The organism is Nocardioides sp. (genome assembly GCF_035547795.1).
GTDB lineage: Bacteria > Actinomycetota > Actinomycetes > Propionibacteriales > Nocardioidaceae > Nocardioides.
Genome location: NZ_DASZUF010000019.1, coordinates 1 through 16170, shown reverse-complemented (window position 1 = coordinate 16170; position 16170 = coordinate 1). Strand labels below are relative to the sequence as shown.

The following is a 16170-nucleotide window of genomic DNA, read 5'->3' as shown; positions in this document are numbered from 1 at the left end:
GCGCGCCGTGCCGGAGGGCGCGTCGGCCTTGGTCGGATGGTGCAGTTCGACGATCTCGACCGACTCGTAGAAGGCCGCCGCCTGCGCCGCGAAGCGCATCATCAAGATGGCGCCGATGGAGAAGTTGGGGGCGATCAGGACGCCGACCCCCGGCGCGTCGGCCAGCCAGCCGCGCAGCGTGGCCAGCCGCTCCTCGTCGAAGCCGGTGGTGCCGACCACGGCGTGGATGCCGTGCTCGACGCAGTGCCGCAGGTTGTCCATCACCACGTCCGGGTGGGTGAAGTCGACCACGACCTGGGCCTCGGCCTGCTCGAGCGACGCGATCGGGTCCCCCGCGTCCACCCGGGCGACCAGGGACAGATCGTCGGCGGACTCCACCGCCGTACAGATCTCGGATCCGACCTTGCCCCGTGCGCCCAGCACACCCACGTTGATCACGACGGCCAACCTACCGGCCCGGGGTGTCGGTGTGCCCACGCGCACGTCGGGCGGACGGATCTGGCAGGCTTGGGCCCATGGTGGTGCAGACGATTCCGGCGCGGATCCGGTGGGCGGTGGACGTGATGGACGTCCAGCCCGGCGACCACATCCTCGAGATCGGCTGCGGTCCCGGCGCCGGCGCCGAGCTGATCTGCAGCCGCCTGGTGACCGGCAAGCTGTTCGCCATCGACCGCTCCGAGTCGGGCGTGGACCGCACCAAGCGGCGCTGCCAGAAGTTCATCGACGCCGGCCGGCTGACCGTCCGCCAGATCGACCTGGCCACGCTGCGGGTGCCGGTGAAGCGGCTGCACAAGGTCTTCGCGTTCAACGTCAACCTGTTCTGGGTGCGCGACGCCAGCGCTGAGATCGCGCTGCTGCACGAGCGCGTGCTGCCCGGCGGCAGCGTCTACATCTTCTACGAGGCCACCCATCGCGAGCAGGTGCCCGAGATGGTGGAGCGTACGTCGAAGGCGCTCGCCGCGGCCGGCTTCCGGGTCTCGATCATCGACTCCAAGCAGCCCGCCGCGGTCGGCATCATCGGCCGTCGTTGAATCGGGGGTTTGGCACCTCCGAGTAGGGGATTTCGCACAGTCGAGTCGTCGATACCGCCCCGATTCACGGGTGCAAGATCCCCGATTCAGAGGGGCAAAATCCCCGATTCGACGTGGTCAGGGGCCGACAACGGCGAGGATCTCCGGGCGGGAGAAGACCTCCACGGCGACCACCCGGCACTCCTCGACGCTGACGTCCGCGATCCGGGTCAGCACCTCGTCGATGGTGAGCAGCCGGTCGTGCACCAGCTCGGCCTTGCCCAGCCGCGACATTCGGGACGCCGGGTCCTCCAGACCCAGCACCAGACCGCCGCGCAACTGGCCCTTGCCGAGTGCGACCTCCTCGGCGGTGATCCCCTCGGCGGCCACCCGGCGCAACTCGGCGCGGACCACGGCGAGGACGTCGTCCAGCTTGCTCGGCAGGCAGCCCACCCCGACGCCGACCACGCCGGACTCGGCGTGGCTCCCGGTGAAGGAGTAGACCGAGTAGGCCAGGCCGCGGCGCTCGCGCACCTCCTGGAACAGCCGTGAGGAGGTGCCGCCGCCCAGCGCCGCGTTGAGTACGCCGAGCGCGAAGCGCCGGTCGTCGTCGCGGGAGAGCCCCTCCATCCCCAGCACCACGTTGACCTGCTCGAACGGTCGCCGCGCTCGGCTCTCCCCCGCCGTCACCGGGATGCGCTCGCCGGTGCGAGGCGGGACCGGGGTGGCCTCGCCGTCGAGAAAGCCGGCCCGGGCGAACGCCCGCTCCACCAGCGCCACCACGTCCTCGTGGCGCAGGTTGCCGGCGGCCGAGACGACCATGTTGTCGGCGCGGTAGTGCTGCCGGTAGAACGCCTCGATCTGATCGCGGCTCATCGCCGCGATGGACTCCGCCGTACCGGCGATGCCGCGACCCAGGGGCGTGTCGGCACCCCATGCCTGGGCGGCGAAGAGGTTGTGCACCACGTCGTCGGGGTCGTCGTCGTGCATCGCGATCTCGTCCAGGATCACGTCCCGCTCGGCCTCGACGTCCTCGGCGGTGATCAGCGAGGAGGTCACCATGTCACCGATGACGTCGATCGCCAGCGGCAGGTCCTCGTCGAGCACCCGGGCGTGGAAGCAGGTGTACTCCTTGGCGGTGAAGGCGTTGAACTCCCCGCCCACCGCGTCCAGTGCCACCGAGATGTCCAGCGCGGTGCGGGTGGGTGTGCCCTTGAAGAGCAGGTGCTCGAGGAAGTGCGAGCAGCCGTGGGTCGAGGTGGCGTCGGGGGCCACCGTCTCGTCGCGCGACCCGACGCCGACCCATACGCCGATTGCCGCCGAGCGGACCGCCGGCATCGACTCGGTGACGATCCGCAGCCCGCTGGGCAGGACGGTACGGCGTACGCCCGGCTCCAGCTCCTCGGTGGTGCCGGGCGGCTGGGCCGCGCCGGGGTGGGTGGCACAGTGGGCAGAGCCGGACGGCCGGCCGGCAGTTTCCTGCCGACCGGCCGTCTGGGTGGTACGGGTGGAACTCACTCCTCGCCGGCCGCCTCGGCCTCGACCGCAGCGGCGTCCTCGCCGGCCTCCTCGACCACCGGGGAGAGCGAGAGCTTGCCGCGGTCGTCGATCTCTACGATCTCGACCTGGATCTTCTGGCCGACCTCGACGACGTCCTCGACCGACTCCACCCGCTTGCCGCCGTTGAGGGCGCGCAGCTTGGTGATGTGGAGCAGGCCGTCCTTGCCCGGGAGCAGGGAGACGAACGCACCGAAGTTGGTGGTCTTGACCACGGTCCCGAGGTAGCGCTCGCCGACCTCGGGCATCGTCGGGTTGGCGATCGCGTTGACGGCGGCGCGGGCGGCCTCGGCGGCCTCGCCGTTGGTGGCACCGATGTAGACGGTGCCGTCGTCCTCGATCGACAGGGTCGCGCCGGTGTCGTCCTGGATCTGGTTGATCACCTTGCCCTTCGGGCCGATGACCTCGCCGATCTTGTCGACCGGGACCTTGACGGTGATGATGCGCGGCGCGTGCGCCGACATCTCCTGCGGGCCGCCGATCGCCTCGGCCATCACGTCCAGGATGGTCAGCCGGGCGTCCTTGGCCTGGTTCAGCGCCTGGGCGAGGACCTCGGCCGGGATGCCGTCGAGCTTGGTGTCGAGCTGCAGCGCGGTGACGAACTCGGCGGTGCCGGCGACCTTGAAGTCCATGTCGCCGTAGGCGTCCTCGGCACCGAGGATGTCGGTGAGCGCGACGTACTGCGTCTTGCCGTCGACCTCACCCGAGATCAGGCCCATCGCAATGCCCGCGACCGGCGCCTTGAGCGGGACACCCGCCTGCAGCAGCGACAGCGTCGAGGCGCAGACCGAGCCCATCGAGGTCGAGCCGTTGGAGCCCATCGCCTCGGAGACCTGGCGGATCGCGTAGGGGAACTCCTCGCGGCTCGGCAGCACCGGCACCAGGGCACGACCTGCGAGCGCACCGTGACCGATCTCGCGGCGCTTCGGGCTGCCGACGCGGCCGGTCTCACCGGTGGAGTACGGCGGGAAGTTGTAGTTGTGCATGTAGCGGCGGTGCGTCTCCGGGGAGAGCGTGTCGAGCTGCTGCTCCATCTTGAGCATGTTGAGCGTGGTGATGCCCAGGATCTGGGTCTCGCCGCGCTCGAACAGCGCCGAGCCGTGCACCCGCGGGACCACGTCGACCTCGGCGTGCAGCGGCCGGATGTCGGCCAGGCCGCGACCGTCGATGCGGACCTTGTCGCGCAGCACGCGCTCGCGCACGAGCAACTTGTTCAGGCTGCGGAACGCCGCGCCGATCTCGCCCTCGCGACCCTCGAAGTCGCCGGCGATCTTCTCCAGCAGGGCGGCCTTGATCTCGTCGAGCCGGGCCTCCCGCTCCTGCTTCGGCCCGATCTTGAGAGCCTCGGCGGTGTCCGCGGCAGCGGCGGCCTCGACCGCGGCGTACACGTCGTCCTGGTAGTCGAGGAAGATCGGGAACTCGGCGACCGGCTTGGCGGCCTGCTTGGCCAGCTCGGCCTGAGCCTCGACCAGCTGCTTGATGAACGGCTTGGCCGCCTCGAGACCGCCGGCGACGACCTCCTCGGTCGGGGCCTGCTTGCCCTGGTTCTTGACCAGGTCCCAGGTCGCCTCGGTGGACTCCGCCTCGACCATCATGATCGCCACGTCGCCGGTCTCGGTGACGCGCCCGGCGACGACCATGTCGAAGACGGCCTCCTCGAGCTGGCTGTGGGTCGGGAAAGCGACCCACTGGCCGTCGATGAGCGCCACCCGCACGCCGCCGACCGGGCCGGAGAACGGCAGGCCGGAGAGCTGGGTGGAGATCGAGGCGGCGTTGATCGCCAACACGTCGTAGGGCGTGTCGGGGTCGAGCGCCAGCACGGTGATGACGACCTGGACCTCGTTGCGCAGGCCCTTCTTGAACGTCGGGCGCAGCGGGCGGTCGATCAGCCGACAGGTCAGGATCGCGTCCTCGGAGGGGCGGCCCTCGCGGCGGAAGAACGAGCCGGGGATGCGACCCGCGGCGTACATCCGCTCCTCGACGTCGATGGTGAGCGGGAAGAAGTCGAAGTGTTCCTTCGGCTGCTTGGAGACGGTGGTGGCCGACAGCAGCATGGTGTCGTCGTCCAGGTAAGCGGTCACGGAGCCGGCGGCCTGGCGAGCGAGCAGACCGGTCTCGAACTTGACCGTGCGCTTGCCGAACTTGCCGTTGTCGATGACGGTCTCGACCGCAGTGATGACGGGTTCAGTCACAGATTTTCTCTTGTCGTACGTCGGAGGCGTCGCGCCTCACGCATGGATGGACTCTGTTGTTCGGGCCCAGCCTATAACGCAGCAGACCCCGGACCCCACTCAGCGAACTGAGCGGCGTCCGGGGCGTGCGTCGTCTGGGGCATGCGGCTGCAAGGCGGAGGCCCGAAGGCGACGGAGCGAGGCCGCGTGTCGAGCTTGCTCGGTCACGTGCGCCGAGCGCGGTAGGCGGCCGTCAAGCGAAGCGGGCCGTCGAGGGCCGACAACGCAGCAGACGCTCCGCCAGACGGCGCTGATCAGCGGCGCAGGCCGAGGCGCTCGATGATGGAGCGGTAGCGCTCGATGTCCGTCTTCTGCAGGTAGTTCAGCAGGCGACGGCGCTGGCCGACCAGGAGCAGCAGGCCACGACGGCTGTGGTGGTCGTGCTTGTGCTGCTTGAGGTGCTCGGTGAGGTGCGAGATACGGTGGCTGAGCAGCGCGATCTGGACCTCGGGGGAACCGGTGTCGCCCTCGGTGGTGGCGTACTCGGCGATGATCTTCTTCTTGGTCTCCGCGTCAGTACCGACCGACATGCGGGGCTCCTTCCAGTTCGTTGCGCGGCGCGCCCGGGCCTGTTCACCGGGGCACTCTTGATCCGCGGCCGTTCGACGGCAACCGGAGAAGACTACCAACGCCGTGCGCCGCGGCCGAATCCACGACGTGGCACCATGAGCCGGTGAACCGTCTCGGACTCGCCCTCGCCGGGGTCGTGCTGGCCGCCGACCTGCTCGTCGCGCCGACCGCCGGGGCGAGCATCACCCATCACCACGCCGATCCGCACGCGCCGGCCTTCGCCGACCGGGTCCCGGCCAGCACCACCCAGGTCGTGCGCACCATCTCCAGCCACCGGTGGTGCCGGGCGACGTACTGCACCGTCACGCAGGCCTGGCAGAAGAGGGACGGCGTCTGGAAGCTGGTGCGGCAGTTCCGCTCCACGATCGGCTCGCGCGGTTGGGGCAAGACCCGGGAGGGCGACGACCGCTCCCCCGTCGGGGTCTACCAGATCACCGTCACCTTCTCCACCGGCGCGCGCCCGGGAAAGATGCCATGGCGACGGCGCAAGCCGACCTCGGTGCTCTCGATGAGCCACAACGCCGACTACAACACCTGGCTCGAGGTGCCCGGACGGACCAGCGGCAACCGGCCGTCGATGCGCTGGGGCTGGGTCGTCGACTACAACCATCCGCGCCTGACGCCCGGTCGGGGCCCCCGCCCGGTCCCGGGCAAGGGCGGCGCGATCTTCTACCACACCTCGCTGCCCGGTCACCCGTGGGCGCCGACCGAGGGCTGCACCCAGGTGGGCAACCCCCGGTCGATGCACTGGCTGGTCCACTGGCTGCGCCCGAAGGCCAACCCGCGGGTGGTCCAGGACCTCTAGCCTCAGCCGGCCTCCGTGGCCAGCGCCGGCTCCTCGACGCGGGTCCCGGCGGGCGCGGCGACCCGGCTGGGCCACCAGGCCCGTTCGCCCAGCAGCACCAGGGCGGCCGGTAGCAGCACCTGGCGCACCAGGGTGGCGTCGAGCAGGATCGCGACCGCCAGGCCCACGCCCATGGTCTTCATCTCCAGCATGCTCAGCGTCGCGAAGATCGCGAACACCGAGACCATCACCGCCGCCGCGCTGGTCACCACGCCGGAGGTGTCGGCGATGCCGCGCCGCACGGCGAGCCGCGGCGGCAGCCCGCTGCGCACGTGCTCACGCACCCGCCCGAGCACGAAGACGTGGTAGTCCATCGACAGGCCGACCAGCACCACCATCACGAACAGCGGCAGCCAGTCCACGATGAACCCCGGCGAGGTGAAGCCGAGCGGTCCCTGCAGGAAGCCGTGCTGGAAGACCAGGGTGAGCACGCCGAAGGCCACGCCCACCGAGGCCAGGTTCAACACGCAGGTCAGCAGCGCGAGCGCGACGCTGCGGAAGGCCAGCCCCATCATCACTACCGTCAGCAGCAGGACCACGCCGATGACCAGCGGCAGCCGGTCGTGGAGCAGGTGGGTCGCGTCGTAGGACTCCGCCACGTCGCCGCCGACGTACGCCGGATGGCCGCCGAGCGCCTGCGGCACCAGCCGCTGGCGCAGGTGGAGCACGGCGTCGTCGGCGCGCGGGTCGTCGTCGGTGTAGCGGGTGGTCAGCCGCAGCACCGCGACGCTGCCGTCCTTGGCGAGCGAGATGTCGGCCGGGCCGGGCCGGAAGTCGGGGGTGCGGCCCGCCTCGGCCTGCAGCCGCGCCAGGTCGACGCGCACGGCGGACTGCTGCCCGGACGTCACCGGCACCACCACGTCGGCGCCCACCAACTGCGAGGGGAACGCCGCCTCGATCGCGCGGTAGGTCTGCACCTGCGGGATCGACTGCGGCAGCGTGGCCAGGTTGGCCTGGTGGATCCGCATGCCGAGGGCCGGCGCCGACAGCCCGAGGACCACGACCGCGCCGGCGACCAGGGCGGCGACCGGGTGCCGCAGCACCGGACCCAGCAGTCGCGTGCTGATCCCGCCGGTGCCGGTGCGCCGGCGCAGCCGCCACAGCAGCGGGATCCGGGGCCGGTCGACCCAGCGGCCGAGACCGGCGAGCAGAGCCGGCAGCACGGTGATCGAGCCGAGCACCGCGACTCCGACCACCACGATGGCGCCGGTCGCGAGCGAGTCGAAGGTGACGTTGCCAACCAGGAAGAGCCCGGCCATCGCGGCGATCACGGCACCGCCGGAGACCAGGATCGAGTGGCCGGAGGTGGCGGCGGCGATCTCGACCGCGTCCACGGTGCTACGACCCGCCGCACGCTCGGCGCGCTCGCGCTTGAGGTAGAAGAGCGAGTAGTCCACCCCCACCGCCATGCCGATCAGCACGATCATGCTGCTGACGGTCGGCTCGGCGTGGACCAGGTGGGAGATCGGGGCACTGAGGCCGATGGTCGCGACGACGCTGGTGGCGCCGACCAGGACCGGGATGCCGGCCGCGATCAGGGCACCGAAGGCGAGCAGCATCAGCACCAGCGTGATCGGCAGGCTGATGCCCTCGGCCGAGTGCAGGTCCTCCCCGACCCGCTTGTTGACCGCGTCGTTGATCGACACGTCGCCGGTCTGCCGGATCGTGAGCTGCGGGTGGGCGTGCTGCACCGCGTCGGTGGCGGCCCGCAGCGTGCCGACGTCGTCGGTGTCCTTCACCAGGTCGACGGTGACCAGCACGGCATCGCCGTCCGGGCTGGTCGCCGGTGGCGCGACGTCGGTCACGATCGGGAGCCGGTGCGCCCGGGCGGCCAGGTCGGTCGCGGCGGCCGTCCTGTCGGCCGCGTCGCCGCCGGTCACCAGGACGTTCTCGGTGTCGGGGGCGTCCATGCCCGCACCGCGGACGAGCGCGGCGGCATGGCCGGAGTCGCCGACGTCGTAGTCGGCGTCGGAGGTCTGCCTGGTCGGGATCGCGGCGGCCAGCGCGGCCGCCACGATGACGAAGGCGAGCCAGCAGGCGACCGCCCGCCAGGGGTGGGTCGCGCTCCATCGCGCGATCCGCAACGGCAGGCCGGACCGGGTTCGTGCGTTCATGTCGGGCTCCTTTTCGAGGGATGTCCTCAGCCTGCTGAGCCCGCCGCGCGCTGTCGGGGGTGCGCGCTCCCGAACCGATGGTGGTGCCAGCACCACTGCGCGAGCCGGGGCGCCGCGCCAGGATGGGGGCGTGACCGCCGTGACCCTGCCCCTGGAGACGACCCGAGCGCCAGGCCGGCTGCGCCTGACGTCGTACGCCGCCTGGCAGCTCCTGCTGTGGATTCCCACACTGGTCGCGGTCGTCTTCATGGTGCTGGGCGGCACCCTCGCGATCGCCTGGCTCGGGATCGGCCTGCTGCTGTGGGTGGTACCGATGATGCGCTGGCTGGCCGGCCGGCATCGGGCGATGGCCGCCCAGACGCTCGGCGTACCCGTGCCGGCCGAGTACCGCCCGGTGCCCGAGGGCACCCACCTGGTCGGTCGGGTGATGGTCTGGGCGCTCGACCCGATGACCTGGCGCGAGCTCGCCTGGGCACTGGTCTCGGTCACCCTCGGCCTGCTGCTCTCGATGATCGCGGTGCTGCTGTTCGTCTGCGTCGTCACCGGGGCGCTGTGGTGGTTCGGGATCGAGCCGATCATGCGGGCCCGGGCGCGGCTCGACTGTCTCTTCCTCAGCTACGGCCGCACCGAGCGGCTGGAGCAGCGGGTCGCCGACCTGACCCAGAGCCGGGCGCACGTGGTCGATCACTCCGCGGCCGAGCTGCGTCGGCTGGAGCGCGATCTGCACGATGGCGCCCAAGCCCGGCTGGTAGCGCTCTCGATGAGCCTCGGCATGGCCGACGAGGCGTTCGACACCGACCCGGAGCGCGCCCGTCGGCTGGTCAGCGAGGCCCGCTCGACTACCACCGCCGCGCTGGGGGACCTGCGCAGCGTGGTGCGCGGCATCCACCCACCGGTCCTCGCCGACCGCGGGCTGACCGGCGGCGTCGAGGCGCTCGCGCTCGACCTGCCGCTGCCGGTCGAGGTGGAGGCTCGCCTGGAGGGCCGGCCGCCGGCGCCGGTCGAGTCGGCGCTCTACTTCGGCATCGCCGAGTGCCTGGCCAACGTCGGGAAGCACGCCGGCGCCGAGCACGCCTGGGTGCGGATACGGCACCGCGACGGCGTGCTGCGCGCGATCGTGGGCGACGATGGCCGGGGTGGCGCCGATCCGGCCACCGGCTCGGGCATGCTGGGGGTGATGCGCCGGCTGGCCGCGTTCGACGGCACCATGTCCGTCTCGAGCCCGGCCGGCGGCCCGACGATCATCACCCTGGAGGTCCCGTGCGGCTTGTCCTCGCCGAAGACAACGCCCTCCTCCGAGCCGGACTGAGCACCCTGCTGGAGAGCCACGGCTTCAGCATCCTGCATGCGGTCGACCACGCCGCCGACCTCGACGCCGCACTCGCGGACCCGGCGGCGGAGGCGGCGGTCCTCGACGTACGGATGCCGCCGACGTTCACCGACGAGGGGCTGCGGGCGGCGATCACGGCCCGCGCCGCACGCCCCGGCTTCCCGGTGATGGTGCTCTCCCAGTACGTCGAGTCGCTCTACGCCCGCGAGCTGCTCGCCTCCGGCACCGGCGCAGTCGGCTACCTGCTCAAGGACCGGGTGGCCGACGTGGCGGAGTTCGCCGAAGGGGTACGACGGGTGGCCGCGGGCGGGACGGTCCTGGACCCGGAGGTGGTCGCCACCGTGCTGGCGCGCCGCCGCGAGGAGCCGCTGGACCGGCTCACCGCCCGCGAACGGGAGGTGCTGGGGCTGATGGCCGAGGGTCGCTCCAATGCCGCCATCGCGCAGCGGCTCAGCGTCACCGAGAAGGCGGTCTCGAAGCACATCAACGCGATCTTCACCAAGCTCGACCTGCCGGTCGACGAGGACGACCACCGTCGGGTGCGCGCGGTGCTCGCCTGGCTGCGGGTGTGAGTCGTGCCAGACGCGCCTGATCAGGCCGGGTGCAGCCGGTTGCGGCGCAACGAGCTGACCAGCGCGGCGCCGATGAAGCCAACCCCGATCAGGCCGGTGACGACCTCGGGGACCTCGTGCTCGATGCTGACCAACAGCAGCACCGCCAGCGCGCCGATCGCCCAGTGTGCCCCGTGCTCGAGGAAGACCAGCCGTCCCAGCGTGCCCCTGCGCACCAGCAGCACGGTCAGCGAGCGGACGTAGAGGGCGCCGATGCCCAAGCCGAGCGCGATCACCACCGGGTCGGAGGTGATCGCGAACGCGCCAATGACCCCGTCGAAGGAGAAGCTCGCGTCCAGCACCTGCAGGTAGACGAAGAGCCAGAACGCCGCCTTGCCGGTTGCCACCACCGCCCCGGCGGCACCGCCGTTCTCGCCGCTGCCCTGGAAGCGATGCGCCGCGCCGTTGACCAGCAGATAGCTGGCGAGCCCGGCCACGCCCGAGACCAGCACCTCGACGGTGTGGTGCCGGTAGACCAGCGTGAACCCGACCAGCGCGACCAGAGCGATCAGCTCGCTGGCCCAGCGCAGCAGCCCGGCACGCTGGATCAGCCGCTCCACCGGGTCCAGCCAGTGCAGTTGCTTGTGCTCGTCGATGAGGAAGTCCAAGAAGATCATCAGCAGGAAGATCCCGCCGAAGGCGGCGATGGCCGGGTGGGCGTCATGCAGCAGGTAGCCATAGCTGCCCGGCGTGTCGGGATCACCGCGCTCGAGCGCGAGCCGCCAGGCGCGCCACGGCGAGAGGTGCGCCGTCACACCGACCACCAGCAGCGGGAAGACCAGCCGCATCCCGAAGACGGCCACCACCATGCCGACGGTGAGGAACAGCCGCTGCCAGTACGCCGACATCCGCTCCAGCACCCGAGCGTTGACCACCGCGTTGTCGAAGGAGAGCGATACCTCGAGCACCACCAGGATCGCGGTGACGAACAGCGCCTTCGGGCCGTCGTAGAGCAGGGCGGCGACCAGCCCGGCGGCCGTCAGCAGCACCGAGACGCCGAAGGTGCGCACCAGCATGCGGCGAACCTAGCCGGTCAGCCCAAGAGCTCGCGGGTGCGGTCGACGTCGGCGTTCATCTGGGTGACGAGCGCGTCCACCGAGTCGAACGCGACCATGCCGCGCAGCCGCTCGACGAACGCCACCTCGACCTCCACGCCGTACAGCTCCAGATCGGTGCGGTCGATGACGTAGCTCTCCACCCGCCGGCCGACGACGCCGTCGAAGGTGGGGTTGGTGCCGACGCTGATCGCGGCCGGATAGGTGTCGCCCGTGTCGCGCCGGGTCAACCAGCCGGCGTACACGCCGTCGGCAGGTGCCGCGGTGGTCGCCGGCACGTTCGCGGTCGGGAAGCCCAGCTCGCGACCGCGCTGGTCGCCCTTGACCACCACGCCGCGCACGGCATAGGGCCGACCGAGCGCCTCGGCGGCGCCGGCGACGTCGCCACTGGCCAGGCAGGTGCGGATGTACGTCGAGGACCACACCTGCGGACCGCCGTCGAGCGCGATGCCCTCGGCACCGAACCCGTGCTCGGCGCCGTACGCCCTCAGGCAGGCCACGTCGCCGGCGGCCTTGCAGCCGTAGCGGAAGTTGGCGCCGACCACGCAGACCGCCGTGTGCAGACCCTCGACGAGCACCCGCTGGGCGAACTCGTCCGGGCTCCAGCCGGCCATGTCCTTGTCGAACGGCAGGGCGAGTACGGCGTCGGCTCCGGCCGCGGCGAGCAGCTCGGCGCGCTGCTCGACCGAGGTGAGCATGACGGGGGCGTGCTCTGGCCGCAGCACCGCCATCGGATGGGGGTCGAACGTGACGGCGACCAGCGTCAGCCGGCGCTCGTCGGCCAGCTCCCGGGCCCGGGCGAGCACGTGCTGGTGACCGAGGTGCACACCGTCGAAGTTGCCGATCACCACCGCCGTCGGCCCGAGGTCTGCCGGCACCTCGGCCAGGCTGCGCCACAGCTTCACCACGGCCTCATCCTACGAAGACCGCGACCGGACGCGCTGCCGCCCCGGTCGGCTGGTAGAGCGCGAGGAATTCGCCGTCCGGTGCGAACAGCGCGCTCAGCCCGGACAGCTCGAGGTCCAGGCGCTTGCCGACCCGTACCGCACCGGCCTGGCGCTCGTCCAGGTCGATGGCGGGAAACGCCGCCCGCGCGGCCGCCGCGATGGGCAGCACCACGAACTCCTCCCCCAGCTCCTCCAGGGTGTGCGCGACGTCGAGGCCGTAGGGCCCCACTGCGGTCCGGCGCAGCGCCGTCAGATGACCGCCCACCCCGAGCGCCTGCCCGACGTCGCGGGCGATGGCGCGGACGTAGGTGCCGCTGGAGCAGCGCACCGAGATGGTGACGTCGAGGTGGTCGGCCGCCGGCGTGACGTCGTGGACGACCAGCTCGTGGACGGTCACCGGACGGGCCGCGAGATCGACCGTCTCGCCCTGGCGCACCCGCTGGTAGGCGCGCTTGCCGTCGATCTTGATGGCGCTGACCGCGCTGGGCACCTGCAGCAGGTCGCCGACCTGGGTCGCGAACACCGCCCGCACGGCCGCCTCGTCGAGCCGGTCGAGCGCACCGGCCGCGGCCCGCGCCACGGTCTCGCCCTCGGCGTCGTCGGTGCTGGTGGTCTGGCCGAGCCGTACGGTCGCGTCGTACCGCTTCTGCGTCAGCATCAGGTGGCCGAGCAGCCGGGTGGCGCGCTCCACGCCGACCACCAGCACGCCGGTGGCCATCGGGTCGAGGGTGCCGGCGTGGCCGACCTTGCGGGTGCCGGCCAGGCGCCGGACGCGGCCGACCACGTCGTGCGAGGTCATGCCGCCGGCCTTGTCGACCACGACCAGGCCGGACTCCACGCTCACGCGGCGCTCACTCGTCGAGATCCTCGTCGAGATCCTCGTCGGCGTCCTCGGCGCGCGGCTTCTTGTAGGGGTCCTCGTCGCCGGCGTACGCGGTGCCGCGGGAGGCCGCCACCGCCTCGTCCTGGGCACGCGCCTTGGCCAGCACCTCGTCGAGGTGGCGGGCCGTCTCCGGCAGCGCGTCGTGGACGAACTCCAGCGTCGGGGCGTGCCGCATGCCCAACTGCTTCGCCACCTCAGAGCGGATCAGGCCCTTGGCCGACTCCAGCGCCGCCGCGGTCGAGGCCAGCTCGGCCGGGGTGTCGGCACCCAGGACGGTGTAGAAGATCGTGGCCTGCTGGGTGTCGCCCGAGACCCGGACGTCGGTGACGGTGGTGAAACCGAGCCGCGGGTCCTTGATCCGGCGCTCCAGCATCTGCGCGACGATCACCTGGATCCGGTCCGCGATCTTGCGCACGCGCGGGTTGCTCATCTCATCTCCTCGTTGAGAGGTCACTTCTTGCGACTCGAGAAGTCACTTATGGCAGTGCGAGAGGTCAGTTCCTGCAAATCATCGTGGCACTCGCGGCCACTCGACCCGCAGAAACTGACCTCTCAACGTTGCGCGCGTCAGCTGCGCGGGATCTCCCGCATCTCGAAGGCCTCGATGACGTCGCCTTCCTTGATGTCCTGGAAGTTGCGCAGCACCAGACCGCACTCGAAGCCCTCGCGGACCTCGGCGGCGTCGTCCTTCTCGCGGCGCAGCGACGCCAGGTCGAGGTTGTCGGCCACCACGCTCCCGTCCCGGATGACCCGGACCTTGGCGTTGCGGCGGATGACGCCGCTGGTGACCATACAACCGGCGATGTTGCCGACCTTGGAGCTGCGGAACAGCGCCCGGATCTCGGCCTGGCCGAGGGTGATCTCCTCGTACTCCGGCTTGAGCATGCCCTTGAGCGCGGCCTCGATCTCCTCGATGGCCTGGTAGATGACGGTGTAGTACCGGATCTCCACGCCCTCGCGCTCGGCCAGCTCGGTCGCCTTGCCCTGCGGGCGGACGTTGAAGCCGATGATGATCGCGTCCGAGGCGGCCGCCAGGTCGACGTTGGTCTCGGTGATCGCACCGACGCCGCGGTCGATGACCCGGATGGAGACTTCGTCGCCACCCACGTCGATCTTCGACAGCGCGTCCTCGAGTGCCTCGACCGAACCGGACACGTCGCCCTTGAGGATGAGGTTGAGCTCCTGGCTCTCGCCCTTCTCCATGGAGGCCATGAAGTCCTCGAGGGTACGGCGCACGCGGCGCTTGGCCTGCATGGCCGCACGCTCCCGTGCCTCGCGCTTCTCGGCGATCTGGCGAGCCATCCGGTCGTCCTCGACGACCAGGAAGTTCTGGCCGGCACCGGGGACGGCGGACAGGCCGAGCACCATCGCCGGACGCGACGGCGCCGCCTCCTCCAGCTCATTGCCGTACTCGTCGAGCATGGCGCGGACGCGTCCGAACGCCGGGCCGGCGACGATCGAGTCGCCCACCCGCAGCGTGCCACGCTGGACCAGCACGGTGGCGACCGGGCCGCGGCCACGGTCCAGGTGCGCCTCGATGACCAGACCCTGGGCGTCCTGGGTGGGGTTGGCCCGCAGGTCCAAGGACGCGTCGGCGGTCAGCACGATCGCCTCGAGCAGCTTGTCGAGATTGAGCCCGGACTTGGCGGACACGTCGACGAACATCGCGTCGCCGCCGTACTCCTCCGGCACCAGGCCGTACTCGGTCAGCTGGCCGCGGACCTTGGTCGGATCCGCCTCCGGCTTGTCGATCTTGTTGACCGCCACCACGATCGGTACGCCGGCGGCCTTCGCGTGGTTGAGCGCCTCCACCGTCTGCGGCATCACGCCGTCGTCGGCCGCGACCACGAGGACCGCGATGTCCGAGGACTGCGAGCCGCGGGCACGCATGGCGGTGAACGCCTCGTGACCCGGGGTGTCGATGAAGGTGATCGCCCGCTCCTGGCCGTCGACCTCGGTCGCGACCTGGTAGGCGCCGATGTGCTGGGTGATGCCACCCGCCTCACCGGCCACCACGTTGGCGTTGCGCAGCGCGTCGAGCAGCTTGGTCTTACCGTGGTCGACGTGACCCATCACGGTCACCACCGGCGGGCGCACGACCCACTCGGACTCGTCGCCCTCGTCCTCGCCGAACTCGATGTCGAAGGACTCGAGCAGCTCGCGGTCCTCGTCCTCGGGGGAGACGACCTGGACGACGTAGTTCAGCTCCTCGCCGAGCAGCTCCAGCGTCTCGTCACCGACCGACTGCGTCGCGGTGACCATCTCGCCGAGGCTGAACAGCATCTGCACCAGCTGGGCGGCATCGACGTTGATCTTCTCGGCGAAGTCGGTCAGCGACGCGCCCCGCGGGAGCCGGATGGTCTCGCCGTTGCCCTTGCGGACGCGGATGCCGCCGATCGTCGGGGCCTCCATGGCCTCGAACTCCTGGCGACGCGCCCGCTTCGACTTACGACCGCGACGCGACGGACCACCGGGACGGCCGAACGCGCCCTGGGTGGAGCCACGCTGGCCCGGACGGCCGCCGCCACCGGGGCGACCACCACCGCCGCCACCGGCCGGGGCGCCGAAGCCACCGCGGCTCGGAGCACCGGTGCGGCCCGGAGCACCGGCACGACCCGCGCCACCGGGGCCGGGACGGCCCGGGGCACCCGGACGACCGGGCGCGGCGCCGGGACGGCTGCCGAACGCGGAGGAGGATTTGGGCATCATCGCCGGGTTGGGACGCGGCATGCCCGGACGCGGCGCGGCTCCACCGTCCCGGCCGGCCGGGGGACGCGGCGGACGCTGGTCGCCGGGCGCACCGGGAGCGCCCGGGGCACCGCCGTCGCGCGGCGCCGGGGCCGGGCGGCGACCCATGCCCTGGCTGGAGGCGAACGGGTTGTTGCCCGGACGCGGAGCGCCGGGCTTGGCAGCGGGACGCGGGGCGGCCGGCCGGGGACCCGGAGTCCCCGCAGCCGGAGCGGCGGGCGCAGCCGGCGGCTCGGGGCCGTCCTCGGTGGCGGCGGGAGCCTCCGCGGC

At 71.5% G+C, this 16170-nt stretch carries 14 protein-coding genes; 4 read left to right on the top strand and 10 right to left on the bottom strand.

Translation table 11 applies throughout. From position 1 onward, the window contains the following. Positions 1-438: 4-hydroxy-tetrahydrodipicolinate reductase (locus VHA72_RS01615; RefSeq protein WP_325572698.1), on the bottom strand; the 438-nt coding region annotated here is incomplete at its 3' end. A gap of 77 nt (positions 439-515) precedes the next feature. On the opposite strand from VHA72_RS01615, the gene VHA72_RS01610 reads away from it, so the two are divergent. Then, a complete protein-coding gene (locus VHA72_RS01610; RefSeq protein WP_325572697.1) occupies positions 516-1031 on the top strand; it encodes a class I SAM-dependent methyltransferase in 516 nt (171 codons plus the stop codon). 117 nt (positions 1032-1148) lie between these two features. Here VHA72_RS01610 and VHA72_RS01605 read toward each other — a convergent pair whose 3' ends face one another. From VHA72_RS01605 to rpsO, 3 genes are all read right to left on the bottom strand, one after another. Further along, entirely contained in the window at positions 1149-2528 is a 1380-nt protein-coding gene (locus tag VHA72_RS01605; protein WP_325572696.1) for a M16 family metallopeptidase, read from the bottom strand. Next, positions 2525-4759, bottom strand: coding sequence for a polyribonucleotide nucleotidyltransferase (locus VHA72_RS01600; protein WP_325572695.1), 2235 nt, complete (start codon positions 4757-4759; stop codon positions 2525-2527). Before VHA72_RS01600 ends, VHA72_RS01605 begins: the two co-directional genes overlap by 4 nt. Positions 4760-5052: 293 nt before the next feature. Beyond that, on the bottom strand, positions 5053-5328 hold the full coding sequence (gene rpsO / locus VHA72_RS01595) for a 30S ribosomal protein S15 (RefSeq protein ID WP_325572694.1): 276 nt from the start codon (positions 5326-5328) through the stop codon (positions 5053-5055). Between the two features lie 143 nt (positions 5329-5471). Here rpsO and VHA72_RS01590 point away from each other — a divergent pair, with 143 nt between their 5' ends. Next, complete coding sequence (locus VHA72_RS01590) at positions 5472-6173, top strand: L,D-transpeptidase family protein (protein WP_325572693.1); 702 nt, start codon at positions 5472-5474, stop codon at positions 6171-6173. A 2-nt stretch (positions 6174-6175) separates the two neighbouring features. Here the strand turns inward: VHA72_RS01590 and VHA72_RS01585 are convergent, their stop codons facing one another. Beyond that, a complete protein-coding gene (locus VHA72_RS01585; RefSeq protein ID WP_325572692.1) occupies positions 6176-8326 on the bottom strand; it encodes an MMPL family transporter in 2151 nt (716 codons plus the stop codon). Positions 8327-8456: 130 nt separating this feature from the next. Here VHA72_RS01585 and VHA72_RS01580 point away from each other — a divergent pair, with 130 nt between their 5' ends. Together VHA72_RS01580 and VHA72_RS01575 are read left to right on the top strand one after the other, a co-directional pair. Beyond that, positions 8457-9635 (top strand): sensor histidine kinase, encoded by a 1179-nt coding sequence (locus VHA72_RS01580; protein ID WP_325572691.1) that lies wholly within the window; start codon positions 8457-8459, stop codon positions 9633-9635. After that, the gene (locus VHA72_RS01575; RefSeq protein WP_325572690.1) at positions 9587-10228 is read left to right on the top strand and encodes a LuxR C-terminal-related transcriptional regulator; all 642 of its coding nucleotides are present in this window, start codon (positions 9587-9589) and stop codon (positions 10226-10228) included. Before VHA72_RS01580 ends, VHA72_RS01575 begins: the two co-directional genes overlap by 49 nt. Before the next feature lie 20 nt (positions 10229-10248). Here VHA72_RS01575 and VHA72_RS01570 read toward each other — a convergent pair whose 3' ends face one another. From VHA72_RS01570 to infB, 5 genes are all read right to left on the bottom strand, one after another. Continuing rightward, a complete protein-coding gene (locus VHA72_RS01570; protein WP_325572689.1) occupies positions 10249-11283 on the bottom strand; it encodes a DUF475 domain-containing protein in 1035 nt (344 codons plus the stop codon). A gap of 17 nt (positions 11284-11300) precedes the next feature. After that, a complete protein-coding gene (locus VHA72_RS01565) occupies positions 11301-12227 on the bottom strand; it encodes a bifunctional riboflavin kinase/FAD synthetase (protein WP_325572699.1) in 927 nt (308 codons plus the stop codon). A 7-nt stretch (positions 12228-12234) separates the two neighbouring features. Beyond that, a complete protein-coding gene (gene truB, locus VHA72_RS01560) occupies positions 12235-13113 on the bottom strand; it encodes a tRNA pseudouridine(55) synthase TruB (RefSeq protein WP_325572688.1) in 879 nt (292 codons plus the stop codon). Between the two features lie 7 nt (positions 13114-13120). Further along, positions 13121-13582, bottom strand: coding sequence for a 30S ribosome-binding factor RbfA (gene rbfA / locus VHA72_RS01555; RefSeq protein ID WP_325572687.1), 462 nt, complete (start codon positions 13580-13582; stop codon positions 13121-13123). Between the two features lie 137 nt (positions 13583-13719). Then, positions 13720-16170, bottom strand: a 2451-nt coding sequence (gene infB, locus VHA72_RS01550) for a translation initiation factor IF-2 (RefSeq protein WP_325572686.1), incomplete at its 5' end; no start/stop codon positions are given.